18 protein-coding genes and 2 riboswitches are annotated in these 18,035 nt (G+C 51.5%); of the genes, 7 read left to right on the top strand and 11 right to left on the bottom strand.

Annotated elements, in window-relative coordinates:
• Nucleotides 1–61 precede the first annotated feature (61 nt).
• From DACE_RS07460 to DACE_RS07450, 3 genes are all read right to left on the bottom strand, one after another.
• Nucleotides 62–682 carry a PEP-CTERM sorting domain-containing protein gene (locus DACE_RS07460; RefSeq protein WP_005999904.1) on the bottom strand — a complete coding sequence of 207 codons (621 nt, stop codon included), beginning with the start codon at nt 680–682 and terminating at the stop codon, nt 62–64.
• A 192-nt stretch (nt 683–874) separates the two neighbouring features.
• A complete protein-coding gene (locus tag DACE_RS07455; RefSeq protein WP_005999902.1) occupies nt 875–1,417 on the bottom strand; it encodes a flavin reductase family protein in 543 nt (180 codons plus the stop codon).
• Nucleotides 1,418–1,533: 116 nt separating this feature from the next.
• Nucleotides 1,534–3,420, bottom strand: coding sequence for a TonB-dependent receptor plug domain-containing protein (locus tag DACE_RS07450; RefSeq protein WP_005999900.1), 1,887 nt, complete (start codon nt 3,418–3,420; stop codon nt 1,534–1,536).
• Nucleotides 3,421–3,547: 127 nt separating this feature from the next.
• Nucleotides 3,548–3,730, bottom strand: a riboswitch (cobalamin riboswitch).
• 233 nt (nt 3,731–3,963) lie between these two features.
• Between DACE_RS07450 and DACE_RS07445 the strand changes: the two genes are divergently transcribed.
• The 4 genes from DACE_RS07445 (at nt 3,964) to DACE_RS07425 (ending at nt 7,550) form a co-directional block, all read left to right on the top strand.
• Nucleotides 3,964–5,073 (top strand): alpha/beta hydrolase, encoded by a 1,110-nt coding sequence (locus DACE_RS07445; protein ID WP_005999898.1) that lies wholly within the window; start codon nt 3,964–3,966, stop codon nt 5,071–5,073.
• A 473-nt stretch (nt 5,074–5,546) separates the two neighbouring features.
• Nucleotides 5,547–5,918 (top strand): hypothetical protein, encoded by a 372-nt coding sequence (locus DACE_RS07435; RefSeq protein WP_005999896.1) that lies wholly within the window; start codon nt 5,547–5,549, stop codon nt 5,916–5,918.
• A gap of 98 nt (nt 5,919–6,016) precedes the next feature.
• Nucleotides 6,017–6,164, top strand: a riboswitch (adenosylcobalamin (AdoCbl) riboswitch).
• 163 nt (nt 6,165–6,327) lie between these two features.
• Nucleotides 6,328–6,858 carry a helix-turn-helix domain-containing protein gene (locus DACE_RS17185; protein ID WP_005999894.1) on the top strand — a complete coding sequence of 177 codons (531 nt, stop codon included), beginning with the start codon at nt 6,328–6,330 and terminating at the stop codon, nt 6,856–6,858.
• Nucleotides 6,859–6,968: 110 nt separating this feature from the next.
• Entirely contained in the window at nt 6,969–7,550 is a 582-nt protein-coding gene (locus DACE_RS07425) for a hypothetical protein (protein ID WP_005999892.1), read from the top strand.
• 52 nt (nt 7,551–7,602) lie between these two features.
• Here DACE_RS07425 and DACE_RS07420 read toward each other — a convergent pair whose 3' ends face one another.
• Nucleotides 7,603–8,253 (bottom strand): class I SAM-dependent methyltransferase, encoded by a 651-nt coding sequence (locus tag DACE_RS07420; RefSeq protein WP_005999889.1) that lies wholly within the window; start codon nt 8,251–8,253, stop codon nt 7,603–7,605.
• Between the two features lie 300 nt (nt 8,254–8,553).
• Between DACE_RS07420 and DACE_RS07415 the strand changes: the two genes are divergently transcribed.
• Together DACE_RS07415 and DACE_RS07410 are read left to right on the top strand one after the other, a co-directional pair.
• The gene (locus DACE_RS07415) at nt 8,554–8,985 is read left to right on the top strand and encodes an HD domain-containing protein (protein ID WP_005999887.1); all 432 of its coding nucleotides are present in this window, start codon (nt 8,554–8,556) and stop codon (nt 8,983–8,985) included.
• A gap of 69 nt (nt 8,986–9,054) precedes the next feature.
• Nucleotides 9,055–10,230, top strand: coding sequence for an MFS transporter (locus tag DACE_RS07410; RefSeq protein ID WP_005999885.1), 1,176 nt, complete (start codon nt 9,055–9,057; stop codon nt 10,228–10,230).
• A gap of 36 nt (nt 10,231–10,266) precedes the next feature.
• Here DACE_RS07410 and DACE_RS18105 read toward each other — a convergent pair whose 3' ends face one another.
• From DACE_RS18105 to DACE_RS07375, 7 genes are all read right to left on the bottom strand, one after another.
• The gene (locus tag DACE_RS18105; RefSeq protein ID WP_005999883.1) at nt 10,267–11,118 is read right to left on the bottom strand and encodes an energy transducer TonB; all 852 of its coding nucleotides are present in this window, start codon (nt 11,116–11,118) and stop codon (nt 10,267–10,269) included.
• 8 nt (nt 11,119–11,126) lie between these two features.
• Nucleotides 11,127–11,504 (bottom strand): ExbD/TolR family protein, encoded by a 378-nt coding sequence (locus DACE_RS07400; RefSeq protein ID WP_005999881.1) that lies wholly within the window; start codon nt 11,502–11,504, stop codon nt 11,127–11,129.
• Nucleotides 11,485–11,919, bottom strand: a complete 435-nt coding sequence (gene exbB / locus DACE_RS07395; protein ID WP_005999879.1) for a TonB-system energizer ExbB — start codon at nt 11,917–11,919, stop codon at nt 11,485–11,487. Before exbB ends, DACE_RS07400 begins: the two co-directional genes overlap by 20 nt.
• 77 nt (nt 11,920–11,996) lie before the next feature.
• Nucleotides 11,997–13,085: a molybdopterin-binding protein gene (locus DACE_RS07390; RefSeq protein WP_005999878.1), complete on the bottom strand. Its 1,089-nt coding sequence runs from the start codon at nt 13,083–13,085 to the stop codon at nt 11,997–11,999.
• Nucleotides 13,082–13,846 carry a hypothetical protein gene (locus DACE_RS07385; protein ID WP_005999876.1) on the bottom strand — a complete coding sequence of 255 codons (765 nt, stop codon included), beginning with the start codon at nt 13,844–13,846 and terminating at the stop codon, nt 13,082–13,084. The genes DACE_RS07390 and DACE_RS07385 overlap by 4 nt, the downstream gene beginning before the upstream one ends.
• Nucleotides 13,843–14,679: a cytochrome c biogenesis protein CcsA gene (gene ccsA / locus DACE_RS07380; RefSeq protein WP_005999874.1), complete on the bottom strand. Its 837-nt coding sequence runs from the start codon at nt 14,677–14,679 to the stop codon at nt 13,843–13,845. Before ccsA ends, DACE_RS07385 begins: the two co-directional genes overlap by 4 nt.
• A gap of 60 nt (nt 14,680–14,739) precedes the next feature.
• Complete coding sequence (locus tag DACE_RS07375; RefSeq protein WP_005999872.1) at nt 14,740–16,719, bottom strand: TonB-dependent receptor plug domain-containing protein; 1,980 nt, start codon at nt 16,717–16,719, stop codon at nt 14,740–14,742.
• A 450-nt stretch (nt 16,720–17,169) separates the two neighbouring features.
• On the opposite strand from DACE_RS07375, the gene DACE_RS07370 reads away from it, so the two are divergent.
• Nucleotides 17,170–17,976 carry a DODA-type extradiol aromatic ring-opening family dioxygenase gene (locus tag DACE_RS07370; RefSeq protein WP_005999870.1) on the top strand — a complete coding sequence of 269 codons (807 nt, stop codon included), beginning with the start codon at nt 17,170–17,172 and terminating at the stop codon, nt 17,974–17,976.
• The last annotated feature ends 59 nt before the right edge of the window (nt 17,977–18,035 follow it).

Genomic DNA, 18,035 nt, shown 5'->3' with positions numbered 1-18,035 from the left:
GAAAAAAGCGGAGCCAGGTTCGGCTCCGCTTTTTGGGTGTGTGTCGAAAAAATTTACAATTTTAGCTTTTTATGTGTTTGCGACTGTAACAGATGAGACAGAACAGGCCGCCACACAACAGAAGAAGGGTTGAGGGCTCGGGAACAGGTGCCGGCGCGACTTCGGTGCCGAATATTTGAATTTCTCCCACTGAATAATTATAGTCGGAAGGGGTAACGCCGGTCAGTCGCAACGCCTGAGTTTCAAATGCGGCGAAATCGATCAGAGAGATATATTCCCCTTCCCAGTCTTTTGTACTCATGGTGTCCATGCCGCTGCCGACCTCACCCATTGTGCTGGCGATTGTAAAGGCATTTGTCCATGTTGAACCACTGCCAAGGTAATCAAGGGTGTAGCCATCATTGTTGTCGACTGAAATGACGACGTCAGTGATACGGAACGTCCCTCCAAGGTCAATATCAAGGTAGGGTACATTTGTGTGGCCAGGTGACCACCACACGGTGTTGGTTTTCCAGTAGCCCCATTCCGAAGGAAAGGAACTATCGGTCAGATAATTGAGATCACCATTGAAGGTCGAAGGATCTGATGCGGTAATTGTTAACGGGTTGATGAGATAAGCATTTGCTCCAGAAGTGATTGCACATAACACGAAGACAGATAAGCTCAAAACCAGTTTTTTCATTGCGCCCCTCCATAGATAAAAAAATCATATTTATAGATTTTAGCAATAAGTATGCCCGAGATGTAACTGGTTTATTTGAAAGGGATTTTGTTAGTGTGGTTAGGCGCATGTCGTTTTGTGTTAAAAAAATCGACAGGCTTGTGGACGGTTTTTAATGGCTTTTATGGCCCGATTTTCTTTGCCCCAGCAGCGTTACACACCATCGGGAAGCTTGGGTTGCATCATCTCGCGGCGATCCAGTCTCTGACCATCGACGATAAACGTGCCATCGCCAATTGCGTGCAGCGTGCGTGTTTCTTCCCGTTCTTTATCGAACCAGGCTTTGAGACCTTCGAGGACAACAATGTGTTGATCTTCCATGATTTCCGTCACGCGGCATTCGATATTAGCCAGGCACTCCTTGATCAACGGTGCTTTGACACACTCCGCTTGAACAGGTGTGAGGCCGAAGGCGGAAAATTTGTCTGTGGTGCGGCCTGAACAGGTTCCGACACCGATAACCTGATCAAGCAGGTCAACTGTGGGGATGGATAGAACGCACTCTCTGGTTTGCCTCAAAGCAGCGTAAGAATGGTTCCATGGACCGGTGGTAAGGGCGAAACTGGGGGTGAAGTCCATGACCATGGTCCACGAGATGGTCATGATGTTGTTTTTGTGGCCATCGTTGGTGGTTACCAGGATGACGGGGCCGGGTTCAAGCAGGGTAAAGGCCGTATGGATATTCATCTCTTCCATGAATCACACCTTTTCTGTTGGCGATTTCTTCGTCAGTATAGCGTGCCCGCACCGGATTGCCTATGGCTGAATCCGATGCGGGCAGAAGTGCGCATGGCCAGGCGGGAATTGGCCTGCTATAAACGAATTTCGTAGCCTGCTTTGATCAGGCGGCCCAACCCATAGTATTCCGATGTGGTGGAGCCTCCGGTAACAACCTCTTCATCGAACAGGTTGTCGACGCTGAAGGTGAGAGCACCCACCGGTAGTTGATACCGGCTGTACAGGTTGACGGTGATTTCACTTTCCAAGTCGTCTTCGCGGTCATTAAGATTGATGAGATCGACATTGAATGTGAACAGACGGCCCAGATATTTTATGCCAAAGGCGGTCTGGACCCGTGGCCCCACCTGGGTCAGGACACCGTCGCTATCGTCGGCTTTTGGGTTGGCGACAAAACCGCGCGCTGAAAAAGACAGATTTTTCCAGACACCTTGTCCCTGATGAAAGGGAGCGAAGACCAGTTTCCATTCGATGCCCTGGTTTTCGTAATCACCGGCGTTGTAATAGCTGTTCATCCCATCAGCGCGTTCGTACGAAATGATTTTGTCTTCGAACTTCATCAGGAACACTGCCACACGCAGATGGATGGCAGGGTGGTCGTATTTCATCCCGGCTTCATAGGTCCAACCCTCTTCAGGTTCCAGGTCGGGGTTGCCGACGCGGGTTGCCGTGGAATAATACTGATCATTGAAACTGGGGGCGCGAAATGCTTTACCGGCATTGGCAAACAGGTGTAAAGCCGATGTTACCTCGAAGTTGAGTCCGGCACTGGGCAGAAAACGACTGTAGTTGCGGGCACCATCGTAGCCATTAATCCATTGTTCCCGCGCTCCGGCACTGACGAGCAGGCGCTCAAAGAAAGGGCGCTTCACCTGCCAGAACAGAGCACTGTCATCACGGGCGTGGCGACCGTAGGAGTAGTCGTAATCGGCCACCCGGCGGGTGATGTCTGCACCGATGGTTTGCTTCAGGCTGAAGGCGTTAAAACGGTAATCGCCACTGAAACCGTAGTTGTAGTTGCGGCGTTTTTCCTCCGGGGCACTGGGTGATGTTTGGTTTTTGGTCAGCTCATCAAAGGAATAGAAACCTTTGACGGCAACATTGTCTGCCTCGTAGCGGATGTCGGCAAAGTGCTTTTCCTGATCTTGATCATAGAAAATCGGCTCCTTGCTCGGACTGTCATAGCGTTTAACAAAGCCGGTTTCAATGGTTGTTACCAAGTAGTCGATGGTCCAGTGCTCTGCCGGACGGTAATTGAGGCTGGCCGAGAGCTGATCGGTGGCCTGCATGTCATAGCGGTAGGGACTCTTGGCTGAAAATTTACGATAGATGGTATCGATGCCGTCAAGGCGCTGATAGCGGGCTCCGAGGTTGAGCTTTTCGCTGGTCAGACCGACGCTGTGGTTCTGATAACCGAGTTCGCCTAATTCGACGCTGGCGTAGGGGGAACATTGTTGGCCGGGTTGGCGGGTGATGATGTTGATGACACCGGTCATGGCATCGGCACCGTACAGGGTCGATGCGGCTCCACTGAGGATTTCAACCCGCTCGATCTGATCAAGGCCGATGGCGTTGAGGTCGTAACTGCCTCCGGAGGCGCTTTGAATCGGCACGCCGTTGATTAATACCAGCTCGCCATCTTCCAAACCGCGGATGCTGACTTCGCTTTTCATACCCATGCGACTGACTCCGAGCGGCGCTAACGATTTGTACGATAGCGTGCCACTGCGCTTGAGGGCATCAATGACGTTGTTCCCTCCGGATTCTTCCAACTGCTCTGCCGTCAGCACCGTGACAAAGCGGGCACTTTTCTGTTCGTTGACCGGATAACGGTCAGCAGTGACAATGATCTGACCGAGATCATACTCCTGGTCTGCTTCTTCGGCCCACACGCTGCCGGTCCCGGCCATGATGACGCACAGCAGGGCAGCCATCAGGATATTCCATTGCATTGTTTTCATGGGGTACGCTCCTCCCAAAATCTTCCTGGGGTCCGGGCGTAAAAAATCCCAGACCGAATACACATCGACCTGGGATATCCCTTTTCTATCCACAAGACATTCAATACGTCTCCCTGCCTTAGGAGCGCGCATTACCAAATTTCAGACAGGTCTTCTGACTTCCGGATCATCCTACCGGCCACGTCTTCCCACCGAATTTCGGCAGTGACATCAAGCGGCTTTCGTCCTCGGTTACAGCGGCGGGCCCGTCCCTGAATTACACAGGGTTCCCTATTAAGCTCGTGAGAGCATCTGAAATCGTTTGTTGTCGATCCATCAAACCGTAATGAGTCATGGATCGAATTTTGTGATTGTGTCTATCAGGCACGCCTATGGATGTCAATAGTTTCTGTGCGGTAATATCAATAGCCCTGAATTGTTCGGCTTGCTGAGGAGAATATTTTTTATCCAAAAAACAAAAATGATCCACAACTGTGTATAATCTTTAATCGTTGGCAATTTACGTAACGATGTTTTTAGTGATCAATTTGAGGAAGTTTCCAGATGATAAACGCCTTTCATATCCTGTTTTGTCGCTGTCTCGCGGTCATTTTTCTCTGCATGCTGGCAAGCTGTGCCGCACCACCTCCGACCACAATGGCACCCAGGCCGGTGGTAACGCCCTGGACCACGGTTGACGTGTTCTATGGCACTAATCGAAAAGCTACCGGTGAGGTGGGTCCCAACCACGTTTTTGGCACCCAATTGGGTGATCTGCGTTATGGGGTGTGCCAAGTGACGATCCCGGCAACCCATGCGCCGGGCGAAATTGAGCGACCTGAATGGTATAAGTTTGAGTTTAGCGAAGATCCGGTCAAGCATGTGACGATTCGTACCTTGCGTCATTTGAGCCGTGATGAATTCGCCACAGTGTTTAGCGTGGCGCGCCAGGAGATGAACACGGAAGATATCCTGATTTTCATTCATGGTTTCAGCAATACGTTTGATGAGTCGGTACGACGAACCGGGCAACTTTGTTACGATCTTGGCTTCCCCGGCATTGCCATGACCTATAGCTGGCCCTCACAGGGGGCTTTTTCGGTGGCCAATTATTACCGCGATGAAGACTATGTCCGCCAATCGATTCCTTATCTGAAACAGTTTCTTCTTGATGTTGTTCGCAATGCGGACGGTGCTCGCATCAATATTATTGCCCACAGCATGGGCAATCGCCTGATGACCAGGACCATTGCCGAGATTGAAAAGGAAGCGCCTCAGGCGGTGTTTAATCAGATTATTCTGGCAGCGCCCGATGTCGATGCTAAGGTGTTCAAGGAGAATATCTTTCCGCGGATGGCGGGAAAAGCCCGGCACTTTACGTTGTATGCTTCTTCTGAAGACAAGGCCCTGATGGCGTCACGTGTGTTGCATGATCAGTCACGTCTCGGCGAATCTGGCGAATTCCTGACCATTGTGCCAGGGCTGGATACCATCGATTCAACCGGGGTCGACCCGAGTACACTGGGGCATTCCTACTACTCTTCAACGCGGACGCTGCTTAACGATATTCATGACCTGGTGATCGAAAGTGTTCCACCGGAGAAACGTTATCTGCGCCATGTTCCGGGACGGCCTGCTGCTTACTGGCAGATGGTGTTTGACAGCGATGAGTGATATCAGACTGTGTGCTGGTTTTGTTGAGCGTTGCCACCTGTGGCAACGCTTTTTTTTTGCCGATTTGCTTTCGCTTAAAATAATTTCACAAGACAAAAATATAAAGAACCAAATATTTAAATTGTTTGTTTTTTCTTGTTTTGCTGTAGGCATTCATGCCTGCAGCGATCGATGCAATACCTGGATGCAACAGAAATGATGAGCTTCCAGAACGCAGCAGGGTCGAGGGCAAGTTTCTTCGTAAGGCTGTAATATTCTGTTCGTATAAACCACTAAGCACAAGCTGGATATCCCGTATATGCAGGGTTCAAAGCCTGTTTGAGCATTCCTGATTGGCTGGTGTCTTTATCGACCTGTTTCACATCAGATATTGACATGTCTTGCGCGGCAATTATAAGATGTGGCTATTGTATTAATGAATTGTAAATTTTATCTAAAAAGGATTTGACGGTATTACCCGTTGAAGAGTTACGATGACTGAGAAGCAAATGAATATTGAACGTGGTCGTCAGGAAATTCAGCGAAGAAAGAAACTCCTTGTTGCCTCTATTTTTCTTCTGATTCCTTATTGTATTTTGATTGTCGTACCGGTTGGTCATTTTTTAAATGGTTGGCTGTCGTTTTTTTATGCGGGATTATTTCTGTTTTGTCTCTATCGGCTTAATAAGAACTTCAGGAAATTACCTTGTCCCAATTGCGGTAACGCTATTCTGACGCCGATGCTGAAACCGGCCGTGGGTGAGAGTCAGTGTGTTCATTGTGGTTTAGATCTCAAACCGGCAGCTCAGGCGAAGCGTGGATTGTCGTTTTCACCGATCATTTACAAGCCGGGGGATGGCAAATAATTTGACTTGAACCGCATCCTGCAGGACTGGATGTTGGGCTCCTTGTGATAATTTTCTTGAAAAACACCGGCGATTGTTTTCTACTCCCTGCAGTGTTTTATCTCAAAAAACGGCTTGTGACTTAAGGAAGACGGTGCAAATCCGTCGCGGACCCGCCACTGTGAGGAAAGCTTACCTTTCCAAGTCAGATACTTATGTCACCGGCTATAACTGGCTGCACCTCGCGGATACGGGTTCTCAGACAGGGAATAGCACCACATGTTGGGCTGATTATGCCGTTTTGTGATGAACGGCTGCGTCAGTCGTATGCGTGTGTTTGTGACACATCTTTCCTCGCATCTGACGCCACATCGACCGGAGTTGTTGCAGCTTTCTCAATTTTGTGGATCGGAGCATTGTGAGGGGCAGCATGAGCTATGACATAGGAACAAAAATAAGAGAACTTCGGAAAAACAGGGGCATTACGTTACAGTATGTTGCCAATCAGACCGGTTTTTCTGCCGCTTTGATTTCTCAGATAGAAAACAACAATATCACTCCTCCTATTGCCACTTTGGCGCGCCTGTCAGAGTTTTTTGATGTCAAAATAGGGTATTTCTTTGAAGATGAAGCCCTCGCTCGTTATGAGGTGGTAAGGGCCGATAAAGGCTATACCACCAACAATCCCCATTTTATTTACAAGTCTCTGGTCGGCGACAAATTAAACAAACACCTGAAGGCTTTTTCCATCACACTTTCTCCAGAAGATTACCATTACCGCTTGCCGGATAACGGACGGGATAAATTTCTGTTTGTCAAAACCGCCAGTGTGACGGTTGAAGTTGTTGGAGAGAGTATTGAGCTGACCGGCGGTGATTCGATCTATCTGGACGCGACAGCAACCTGTCAGGTGTGGACCGCTGAAAAGTCGGCGCAGTTTGTTGTGGTGCTCTGCCTGTAATTGTCCTTTTGTTTTTTTCGTCAGCTTGTCGATAGCCCTTTGATGTTCTATGCTTTTATAAGAATATCACTGTTAAAACGGTCGGTTTATTTGCAGACAGGTGGCTGACGATGATCAAAGTCTTGCAAGGGAAATGGTGGATACTTGTGGTGTGTTTATGGGCTGTCGTTAGCTTGTCCGGATGCACTAAATTATTGCCACGCTCCGAGGAAGTAACTTTATCCAAATGGGACAGTTTTCGTCAGATTAAAACCGCTTACGACCAGATCGAGCCGGGCCGCAATGTTGAGGATCTGACGAAATTGGGGTTTGATCTGGAAAAGACGGCAAATATGCAGCGTCTCAATTATACGGAGCTTGTTTTGCTCTTTCAGACATCGCCTCAGGCTGGTCTTGCTCCGCAGCTGCAAAGTTGTCTGGAACAGCCTGACGAGTGCCAGGCATATGTGTATGAGCTGAAACGCCTGCGCTCCAAACGGGTCGGTAATTTCTGGGCCGATTTTTTCAACTTTTACCGCAAATCCGATATCCGTGGCTGGCAGTTTAAAATGTTGCTGGTTCTCAGTCGCGACAAGGTCGTTTACAAGCTGTGGAGCGGAACTCCGGCCATCAAAAAGGTTCATGAAGAGCGCAATCCTCTTGGCCCGTTACAGAGTTCGGGTAGCCGCTTGTTGCGTGTTGCCTACGAGTGACCATGTGTCCAGCGTGGTCCACGCTTTTACGCTCCGTGATCAACATGTCTCTCTATCTGACATATTTCAGAATCACCCCTTTGAACGGTTCGTCCAGATAATCGATGTCCTCCGGTTTGTGCTGACTGTGCTCATAGCCCAGGCTGGCCATTTTTTTGCTGAAACGGGCGTGATGACCACGCCCTGGATCGACCAAAATAATGGTGCAGTGGGGGCTGGCGTGCTGGTTGATAAATTCGGATAACAGCTCGACATGCTCGTGCTCGTAGAGAATGTCGCTGCCGATAATCAAATCGAATAAGCCGAGATTGCTCTGATCATCATTCCAACCTGTACGAACAAACGGGATTGCTTTGTTTTCGTTGAGCCGGGTATTTTCTTCTAAGAACCCCGCGACTTCCGGGTGATAGTCGGTGGCGGTAATATCCGCATGACGGTGATTGAGAACCAGGCTCGATAGACCGATCCCGCAGCCCACTTCAAGAATACGCTGTTTTTTCAGCGGATAGGTAAACATGTAGTGGGCAAGGACATTGCCCGAAGGCCACACCTGACCGAAGATCGGCCAAACAGCGGAAGAGATACCCAGTTGTTCGGCTTTGCCCTGATCGTCATTGAATTGCTGGCGATCACGTAGGATGCGGACATGGATGTCCACATCACCAAACTCAATGGTTTGGTACTTGACCCGAAACATGGCCATGAAATACTCACAGTGTAATTTGTACGCAACGCATCAACGGGATGCGAATTCGCTACGTAAAAACAGCCCTGGCAAAGGGGCAGCCGGGCCTGGATGTGGAGCGCGTCGAATAGATGGTGACGCGATGGAGGTGCAGGATGGATGTGTATGGCAGGTTGAATCGACACTGTCACTAATCATATACTCATCTATTCCGACACTATAAGCTGTTTGATGGTGAAAAGATATCACCGAATTTATAGCAGGCTGTTTAAAAACGGCCTGTGGAACCCCAAGCCGGAGAGAGGGGAGTCTAAATTCATGAACACCATAGAACATGCGATTGAGATTGCCGCACGTGCCCATGCCGGGGCAACGGATAAAGGTGGCGCCCCTTACCTGTTTCACCCTTTACGGGTGATGTTTGCGGTCTCAGGTGAGGCAGCACAGATTGTGGCGGTTTTGCACGATGTGGTTGAAGACTCGTCCGTGACCCTTGAGGACTTGTGTAGAAAGGGGTTTTCACCCGAGGTTGTTACGGCTGTGGATGTATTGACTCGACGCTGTGGCGAAAGCCGTCTCCAGGCGGCTCGCCGAGCGACAAAGAACCCACTTGCCCGCCAGGTCAAGCTGGCGGATGTCATCGATAATATGGACATGAGTCGGATTGCCCAGCCTACAGCGCAGGATTTTTCACGACTTGAGGAATACGCACGAGTCAGAGAATTGCTTTGCTCTGATGATATTCTCTGACACAATGGCGCTTTAGCCGTTTATGACAGAACGAGCCACCAGCCTTACCCGCCCCAGAATGGTTTCAGCATGGCGCGCATCGAACACAATATTCTCAAGATCTACCTTATCAAAACCGCACGTTGGTTGATGCTGACGACGCCGTTTTTGCCGTTGTTTATGGCCGAGAACGGCATTGATAAGAGTGGTTACGGTTTACTGGCATCAATCCAGGCTCTGTCCATTGTCTTTTTCGAGGTGCCATCGGGCTATCTGGCCGACGCCATCGGTCGCAAGAAAACACTGGTGCTCGGTTCGATTCTTGGCGCATTGGGGTATGTGATCTATTCCGTGTCGTTTTCGTTCAGTGGGTTTTTAGTGGCTATGGTGGTGCTGGGGATTGGTCAGAGTCTTATTTCCGGATCGGATTCCGCCATGCTTTACGAAACCCTGGTGGATATGAACAGAACCGGCGAATATTCCCGCTATGAAGGACGGGTGATTGCCCTGGGCAGCCTGATGGAGACCATTGGCGCACCACTTGGCGGATTGCTGGCGGTGGCCAGTCTGCGCTATCCATTCGTTGCTCAGTCGGTGGTGGCGCTGATTGCGCTCCCCGCGGCATTGACCCTGGTGGTTCCGGAGCAGGAAGCGCGTATTCGCGGTACCTCGATAAATCTATTGCCCGCGTTGAAACGATCACTGTTGCTTGACCGGACCCTGTTGTTGTTGGTGATCTATGCCGCGCTGGTCGGGGGTGGCACCTACACCATGGCCAAGGCGATCCCGTACTGGTTCAACGATTCGTTTGCCTCCTCAGCCATGCAATTGGGGATTTTCTGGAGTGTGCTTAACCTGAGCGCGGCGTTTTTCTCCCATCATGCTTACAAGATCGAGCAGCGTCTAAATCCGCCCCTTTTTATGACAATCATTGGCAGCGTGGTGTCAGCGAGTTTTATTGCCCTCGGGGTGTTGCCTGCCTATCCGGCGATGGCGGTACTGGTGTTGTTTTACTGCACCCGGGGATTGGCCACGCCGATTCTGAAAAACTACATCAACGAACAGACCGACTCACAGGTGCGCGCTACGGTGCTGTCGGTGCGGATGTTTCTGGTCTATGTGCTGTTTGCGGCCTTGTTTCCGGTGATGGGTTGGGTCGGTGACGCCTCAGGATGGAGCACGGCGCTGGTTCTGGCCGGAATCTGTTTTGCCGTGATTTACGGCAGTGCCTTGTTCGCATTCACAGTGACAAAAAAGTCTGCGTGAGACGAACATCCATCACACTCGCGTGTGATGGATGGATTAGTGGTTCTGGTAACGAACCGGCATCACCAGCACTGCTGCAATCGGTGGTGGGGGAAATGGTGCTGCACGTCTGACTGTTTTGACGGCATTTTTATCCAGGATGCTGTGACCACAACTTTCGACCACCTCAATGTCCCGAACGCTGCCATCCGAGCAGATCTTAAAGCGCACTTTGACCTGACCGCCGAGCCCTTTGCGTTGTGCCTGTCGTGGATAGCGCAAGGCCCGCTGAATCTGTTTGCTGATATAGGCGAAATGGGCGGCCAGATAGTTGTTTAATGCCTCTGCGCGTTGCGTTTTATCATGACTTTCTCCGCCTGAACCGGGCGTGCCTTGTTGTGGTGACAGGGGCGCTGTTTCAACACGGTGCAAAGTGTCTGTGTTCATGGCGCTTTGTTCAAGGTGATGGTCAACGGGATCGGACTGTCGCTGGTCCAGATTGTTTTCATTTTGCGGTTCCGGTTGCGGCTCTGGTTGCGGTTCCGGTTGCGGCTCTGGTTGCGGTTCCGGTTGCGGCTCTGGTTGCGGCTCCGGTTGTGGTTCCGGTTGTGGTTCCGGTTGTGGTTCCGGTTGTGGTTCCGGTTGTGGTTCCGGTTGTGGTTCCGGTTGTGGTTCCGGTTGCAGCTTCGGTTGTCTCTTTGTCTCAGGAGGTGTTGGCGAGGGCGTCGCAGCATAACCCGCGGAATTTTTCGGCTGTGTGGTGACAGCACGGCTGAAACCAACCCCTTCCAGGCTGATCAGCAGTTCTTGGGCTGGGGCTGGTTGTAGCTGGGATAACCCCACCACAGCAGCCCCGAGGCTCAGATGGATGGCAGTGGAGAGGATTAAAGTCTGAATCTCCCGGCGCATGGTTCTCCTCAATGGTTTTCGGTCAGCACGCTGAGCTGATGAAAGCCTTGCTCTTTGATGGCGGCCATCACCTCAACAAAGCGTTGCAAATTGATGTCACGATCCGCATGAAGCAACACTGCCGTGTCACGGTTGATGCCGTTTAAGTGCTCGGCAATCTGCGACAGGACGACGGGCTGTTTGTCAATCGACAACTGTCCGTCCTTTTTAATCACGATCGACAGTGTTTTTTCGACACTGGGTTGCGTTGCTGTCGCCTGAGGCAGTTTGACCTGTAATGCACCGGTGGTGATAAAGGTCGATGTCGTCAGAACAATGGTCAGCAACACCAGCAGAATATCGATGAACGGAATGACGTTGATGGCGTCAAATTCCTTCTCGTTCATGGTGAATCTCCCATTCAAGCAGCATCTCTTTAGCGCGACGGATCAGTACGTTATAAAACGCCACTGTCGGGATGGCGATCACCAGGCCTATGGCTGTCACTTTGAGCGCCAGGGCCAGGCCGGTCATGATGGCGTGGGTATCGACAGCGCCCTGTTGGCCCATGGTGTAAAAGGTCAGCATGATACCCAGTACTGTGCCCAGCAAACCGATAAACGGGGCATTGCTGCCGATGGTGGCGATGATGTGCAGTCGCCTGGTCAGGGCTAATTCCAGCGCCTTCTTGCTGGTGTAGTCAGTGAGGGTGAGCTGGCGGTAAAACAGTGCGCGCTCAAGGATGACCGACAGAGCAATGATGCTCATGGTCACCAGCACCCCGATCACGCCCAGGTCGATGGTTTGTTTGAGCCAATCCATGGTGGAACCTTTCTTTAGAACATGTCGGACGGGATATGGAGATATTGGATACTCTCCACTCCCATCCGACAGGTGTGTTATTGCAGATTGATCACTTCGATATTGGTGACAGCCTGAACATCCCGATCATCGGTATGATCGGGACCGACGATGATGCGCATTTTTCCGCCCGTGTCAAAAGCGGCATTGTCCTTGATGTCGGCGAGGATGATGTTGCGACCCGCCTCGGACAAGTACAGCTCGCCCATGGAGAAGGTGGCGCGATAGCCGTCCGGTGCCCAGGCGATCACCACCTGGTCGATCGTCGGTGTGATACCGGCTGCTGTCAGCACATTGCTCAGCGAGGTGCCACGAAAGCTGTGCAGACCGTGATAGCCGCGACCAACGCCGACAATCTTTTTGTTGATATCGATGGTGGGATAGCCGGACAGATCGTTAAGCGTCAGGGGGCGTGACAGATCGCCGCTGATTTCGATCCGCTCCGAACGCAGTGCCGCCTGACGGTCTACGGCAATGTTCGGTCGCACATCCATCACCTCAATCGTGACAATCCCTTCGAGCAGACGATCCGTGTAAAAGTCACCCGTCACCAGCAATTTCGGCAACGGGACGTCGCGGCCAAGTTGTTCCATGGCAAACCGGTAATCCTCAGGATCATGGCATTTCTGACAATTGCGCTTGACCGGATAGATGGGCGCAACCTGATAAGCCAGGGTAACCTCTGCCGGGTTGCTGTAGTAGATCTCGCCCCACGACAGCACGGCTTTTTTCCCCTGCTTGTCAGTGAGCACGATGGTGGCGTCGACAAGCTTTTTGAACGTCGAGTCTTTCTGCTCCAGTCCGGCCATGTTGAGCAGAGTCTGCAGGGGAACGGCACGGTAATTAAACACGCCGTGGAAACTGCCGTCGCTGGTGACTTCATTCATTTTAATTTCCGTGGATTCCATGCGCTGCAGATCACTCAAGCTCAGTTGCAGTGGATGGTTAACACAGCCGGTGATGGTGAGCATCGGCTCGGGCTGGACTTTGGGCCGGGTGGGAGCCGGAGCCGGTGCTGGCGAGACAGGTTCAGCAGCCACAGGTGTGGGCGATGTGTGCGGATTGATAAACACATACAGCAACAGAGCAGCCAGCAGGCCCAGGGTGGTGAATAGCGTTTTATTCATGATTGTCCTCCATAACGATGGTGACGGATTGTGACAAAATAGATGGCCATCAACAGGCTCATCAACGCATTGCCGAGCAGGATCAGCGGCAGGCCGGGATCTTTTTTAATGGCGATCTTAAGTGTGGGTGGTTGCCCGGGGCGCGGCTTTTTTGCCAGCAACAGGTGGTAACTGGCGCCATTGTCGTAGACCGGGTGCAGCACCCGCAGCGTTGTTTCATGCTGCTGGCCGTTACGGGTGAAACGCAGTTGAGCTTGGCTTTGTCGCAGTACACCATTTAACGGGCCGTCGCCGTAGAGGGTGTTGCTCTGCGAAAGCACTTCAATGGCGGTGTTGTCGAGATGCAGTTGCTGACCGGTGCTGATGGGCAGATTCTCTTTTAATCCGGAAAATTCAGTCAAGGCATGACCGGAAAGAATCAGCAGAAAACACAGATGCATCAACGTCGGGCTGAGCAACACCAGATTGGTGCGCCAGCTATTGGCCCGGCGTCGTTGCCACAGTTGCTGCAGGCGTTGGACAGAGCAGGCAAAAGTGTTGGCACCGAGCAGCGCGAGCACCAGCATCAGGGTGATTAGCCACCAGCACTGGGTGTCGAAATTGTCGTGAATCCATTGCGGGAACAACGTCATGTTCAGTTGTCGGTAACGACCGTCAAACATGGCATAAAGTCCGCCGATAAACAGGTTGAGACATAACAGATTGAGTGTCCAGAAACACAGCTTGGTGCTGGCAAGCCGTTGCCACAGCATGGTGATCATAGGGCCTCCTGCGAGGATGAGATAGCCGATATGGTTTGGTCTGGAGCCGTTTGAGCATGATTCATCACGGTTTGCTGTTTCGCCAGAGTGCGTCCGGGGCGCGGGATTAGCGGCAGGGCGTAAAACAGCACCAACGCGATCAGCGTACCGGCCAGGGCAAAACGCGCTTTATTGCGCAGGCCAAATCTTTTCAGGTAAGCCGTATGCAGATAGCTGCAGTAGAAACACCACAACGCTGCCGAATGCATGTGGCGGGTGCCCCAGCGGAACAAGCCGCCCCAGCCGAGATAGGTCCAGGCGCAACCGGCCAATTGAGCGAGACTGAAACAAACGAAACCCCACACGGCATAGGCGTGAAATGGGGCTTGGGGGTGCCGTTGAAGCAGAAATTGCACCGCCAGCCAACCGCTCATGATGAAGCAGGCGTGGGCCAGACTCTCAAAAATAAAGAACAGATAGGCGCTCCAGGTTGGGGTAAACGGCGTCGGGTTGTGACAGGTGGGGGGGATGATAATCACCAGCGCGATCACAACCACCAGCGGCCAGAGTGCTGATAAGATGTGGTGGTCTTGACGCTTATTGCGTTGCCAGGCGACGACGATGAGGGCGGCCAGACACCAGGGCAGAAAGAAACCGGCATGAAACGCCCCTTCCAGGGTGAAGAAACCGTAACGCCAACAACGGATAGTCTGACTGGTGGTGTGAACCAGCAGCCCAAACGTCACTGTCCAGCCCGCCCAACGGTACTGTTTGAACACATAAAAAAGCAGGGCCAGCAAATACACGACCGCCGCTCCCTGAAACAACAGGGTGAAAACAGGTTTAAGAACCATGATTCCTCACAAAACAAGCCCCGGCGACAGTGGTGAGTCGTCGCCGGGGAATGGATCAGACTAGAATTTTGCGTGCATACCGACCAGGAAGTTACGGCCGGGCATCAGGTTACCGACATTGATGTAATCTTTGTCGGTCAGGTTGTCGACCTGCAAAAACAGGGAACTGTCGATACCGGCAAACGCAGGCAGCTGTTGTTCCAGCCGCAGGTTGAGCAGGAAATAATCCGGTGCCTTCGTCCAAATCTCCGGAGATTTTCTGCTCTCCTGATAGATGTAAAACTGGCGCTGGGTGTAGGACGCCTGGGTGGATACCAGCAGACCGAACGGGAAGTTGTAGCGCAAATCGAGGTTGGCGCGGTGGCGTGGTCGTCCTTCGAGCTCACGGTTGTTCTGTTTATCTTCGGTACGCATGTACGTGTAGTTGAACACCGCCTCAAATCGCTCAGTCAGGTTGGCATTCAGCGTGGCTTCAACACCATGGATGCGTGCTTCTGCCACATTGCTGTAGTGAACGGTGTTGAGTTTTTTGTCGCCGGTTTTCTGGATTAGATCCTCAACGTCGTTATAGAAATAGGCCACGGAACCGTTGATGCGGTTAGTAAACTCGTGAGTGATGCCGATTTCGTAAGCTATGGTCTTTTGCGGCTTGAGGTCAGGGTTACCGCCGGACATGGTGCTGTAGAGTTCTTTCAAATGGGGAAAACGGGTCTTTTTGCCAACCGATGCATGGATTGAGGTTGCGTCGCTGAGGGTAAATACCATGCCCAATTGCGGGTTGAACACCGCGTCAGAGTCGGGAACCGGCTGATCATCCGCTTTTCGCGGGTCGTAGTAATCCCAGCTGGTGCCGAGCACCAGTGACAACCAGTCATTGACGGTGATTTCATCTTCCAGCGACAGGCTGTAGGTATCGCTCTCAAAGTCACCGGCATCCTGCCAACTGTCTCCCGGAGCGAGAACCTCTTGCTGTTTACTGTTATCGCGGGTGAAATTGGCACCCATTTTTACGAAGCTGTACGACCCAAGATCCCAGAACGCCTGGACTTCGCCGCCGACGGTGTAGTTGTCGTAAGCGGACTTGTAGAACCAGTCGCTGGACGCGTAGTCGGTGTCTTTAAGGGTGTCTTCGTGATCGACATAAAAAGTGCGTGCCTTGATGCGCAATTGCTCGTTAAAGCGGTGTTCACCGACCAGACTGACCATCCATTGCTGCCAGTTGTCGAAATACCAGTCGCTGTCGGGAATCCCTTTTTCATCGTTGATATAGTTCATGGTCAGGTAGACCTGGGTCGCATCCGTCGGGGTGTAGCCGAGTTTGGCGTTGACGCTCTGTTTGATGTAGCCGCTGTCGTCACGCTTGCCGCCGTCTTCACCCAGGGAGCTGTCGATGCCGAACTTGCCGTGTTCGTCAAAATCATCCGACAGACGAAAACCATCGCTTTCGCGGAAGCTGTAGTTCATCCAGTAGTTGAATTTATCGGTGCTGCCGCCATGGCTGATGGAATAGTTCTGGGTGCCGTAATCACCAAATGAGGTGGTGATGTCGGTCTGGGGTGTGGCGGTTCCGCGTTTGGTGATGATATTGATAACGCCGCCCATGGTGTTTGCGCCGTAAAGCACGGATGACGCCCCTTTGGTGACGGTGATTTTAGCAATGGAGTCAACCGGAATCTGTGACAGGTCCAGAGAACGGAAATATTGTTCATACACTGGAACACCGTCGACAAGCACTTTCAGATCGCTCTGCTCAAAGCCGCGCACGCTGACATAGGATTGCCCTTTGCCGCCGGTCTGGACATCGACACCCGGCATAAATTGCAACGCTTCAGCAACGTTTTCTGCGCCGCGATCCCGTAGATCCTGTGTGGATACTTCGGTTACCGTAGTGGCCAGGTTGACGGATTGTTGTTCCGCCGTGACAATGACTTCTCCCAACGTAAATACCGCTTCGTCATTAACGCTTGTCGCCGACCAAGCGGTTGTCGACATAAACAACAGCACAGCAATGCCGCCGATTTTTAATCTTGATGCAAACATTCTAAACCTCACTCCTGATAGAAGCCCACAGTGACGAAACCTAGGGCAGGGGGATTGCAATAGCGTCCTTCGGGCGCGAATCGACAGGACGGATTGCAAAAAACAAAGCGCTATATACTCGAGAACATAACGGAATAAGGCTGGTTATATAGCAGCGTATATAACGGTGTGCAAGAAAAATTACTAATAAAAACAGTATCTTACCGTATACATCACAAGCAAACCATATGTGGTATGTATACGGGTCGTAAATGGGATGCGTGTTTCGATTTTGAGTTTTTTTTCAGTGGAGAAAGTGAGAAAAGCTGAGTGAGAATATTTTCACAACAGAACCTTCTGCGTTATTTCACCATGATGAAGAGAAAACTCGACAGATTCTTGATTCTGCAAGGTTGAGGTGTACTGTTATAGGTGTGCCACGGATCTTTGGTTTATCGAAAGGATACCGTCATGACGACATCACATCCCAAACAAGGACAAATCATCTACTTTTCTCACGGGGGGGGCCCGTTGCCATTATTGGGTGGTACCGCGCATCAGTTGATGGTCGAGTTTATGAAAAAACTGCCCTCCCGTCTGCATCGTCCTGAAGCTATTCTGGTGATTAGCGCCCATTGGGAGGAGACACAAGCCACAGTGCTGGGGGCGAAAAATCCGCCGCTGTTCTATGATTATTACGGGTTTCCCGCCGAAGCCTACACCATCGAATACCCGGCGCCCGGTAATCCGTCACTGGCCGAAAAGGTGACAGTGTTGTTGGAACAGGCCGGAATTTCAGCCGCGATTGATTGCGAACGTGGTTTTGATCATGGCGTGTTTATTCCTTTGAAGCTGATGTATCCCGAGGCAGATATCCCGGCACAGCAGTTATCGTTAGTGAAAGGTCTCGATCCGTCCGGGCATCTGGCTTTAGGCCGCGCTTTACGTGCGTTGAAACAGGAAAATATCCTGGTGATCGGATCCGGATTTTCCTTCCACAATCTGCAGGCATTCGATTGGCAGGGAGCGGGTGCTCCTGATCCTCATAATGATGCGTTTCAGGATTGGCTCATCGATACATGCACCGGCGACTATTCACAACCGGATCGGGAGCAACGCATGGTGGAATGGCAGTTAGCACCGGGAGCACGGTACTGCCATCCACGTGAAGAGCATCTGATGCCGCTCCATACCTGCTTGGCCATGGCAGCAGGACCGGCAACGAAAATATTTGATGATTATATTCTCGGCAAACGCTCGGTTGCTTTTCAGTGGTGATGGATAAGGATGTTTCAGTTTAGTGGTATAACGATGCCAGTCTTTAGGGGGATATAACC

This window comes from Desulfuromonas acetoxidans DSM 684, assembly GCF_000167355.1.
Lineage (GTDB): Bacteria > Desulfobacterota > Desulfuromonadia > Desulfuromonadales > Desulfuromonadaceae > Desulfuromonas > Desulfuromonas acetoxidans.
The sequence above is the reverse complement of the archived record's forward strand: the minus strand, read 5'-3'. Positions and strand labels throughout refer to the sequence as shown.

Bases quoted from the DNA above. Each gene is read 5' to 3' on its own strand.
- DACE_RS07390 (WP_005999878.1), bottom strand. From the start codon at position 13,085: ATGAATAAAACGCTATTCACCACCCTGGGCCTGCTGGCTGCTCTGTTG.
- DACE_RS07455 (WP_005999902.1), bottom strand. From the start codon at position 1,417: ATGGAAGAGATGAATATCCATACGGCCTTTACCCTGCTTGAACCCGGC.
- DACE_RS07445 (WP_005999898.1), top strand. From the start codon at position 3,964: ATGATAAACGCCTTTCATATCCTGTTTTGTCGCTGTCTCGCGGTCATT.
- ccsA (WP_005999874.1), bottom strand. From the start codon at position 14,679: ATGGTTCTTAAACCTGTTTTCACCCTGTTGTTTCAGGGAGCGGCGGTC.
- exbB (WP_005999879.1), bottom strand. From the start codon at position 11,919: ATGGATTGGCTCAAACAAACCATCGACCTGGGCGTGATCGGGGTGCTG.
- DACE_RS07450 (WP_005999900.1), bottom strand. From the start codon at position 3,420: ATGAAAACAATGCAATGGAATATCCTGATGGCTGCCCTGCTGTGCGTC.
- DACE_RS07375 (WP_005999872.1), bottom strand. From the start codon at position 16,719: ATGTTTGCATCAAGATTAAAAATCGGCGGCATTGCTGTGCTGTTGTTT.
- DACE_RS07385 (WP_005999876.1), bottom strand. From the start codon at position 13,846: ATGATCACCATGCTGTGGCAACGGCTTGCCAGCACCAAGCTGTGTTTC.
- DACE_RS18105 (WP_005999883.1), bottom strand. From the start codon at position 11,118: ATGCGCCGGGAGATTCAGACTTTAATCCTCTCCACTGCCATCCATCTG.
- DACE_RS07400 (WP_005999881.1), bottom strand. From the start codon at position 11,504: ATGAACGAGAAGGAATTTGACGCCATCAACGTCATTCCGTTCATCGAT.
- DACE_RS07415 (WP_005999887.1), top strand. From the start codon at position 8,554: ATGAACACCATAGAACATGCGATTGAGATTGCCGCACGTGCCCATGCC.
- DACE_RS07460 (WP_005999904.1), bottom strand. From the start codon at position 682: ATGAAAAAACTGGTTTTGAGCTTATCTGTCTTCGTGTTATGTGCAATC.
- DACE_RS07425 (WP_005999892.1), top strand. From the start codon at position 6,969: ATGATCAAAGTCTTGCAAGGGAAATGGTGGATACTTGTGGTGTGTTTA.
- DACE_RS07420 (WP_005999889.1), bottom strand. From the start codon at position 8,253: ATGGCCATGTTTCGGGTCAAGTACCAAACCATTGAGTTTGGTGATGTG.
- DACE_RS17185 (WP_005999894.1), top strand. From the start codon at position 6,328: ATGAGCTATGACATAGGAACAAAAATAAGAGAACTTCGGAAAAACAGG.
- DACE_RS07435 (WP_005999896.1), top strand. From the start codon at position 5,547: ATGACTGAGAAGCAAATGAATATTGAACGTGGTCGTCAGGAAATTCAG.
- DACE_RS07410 (WP_005999885.1), top strand. From the start codon at position 9,055: ATGGCGCGCATCGAACACAATATTCTCAAGATCTACCTTATCAAAACC.
- DACE_RS07370 (WP_005999870.1), top strand. From the start codon at position 17,170: ATGACGACATCACATCCCAAACAAGGACAAATCATCTACTTTTCTCAC.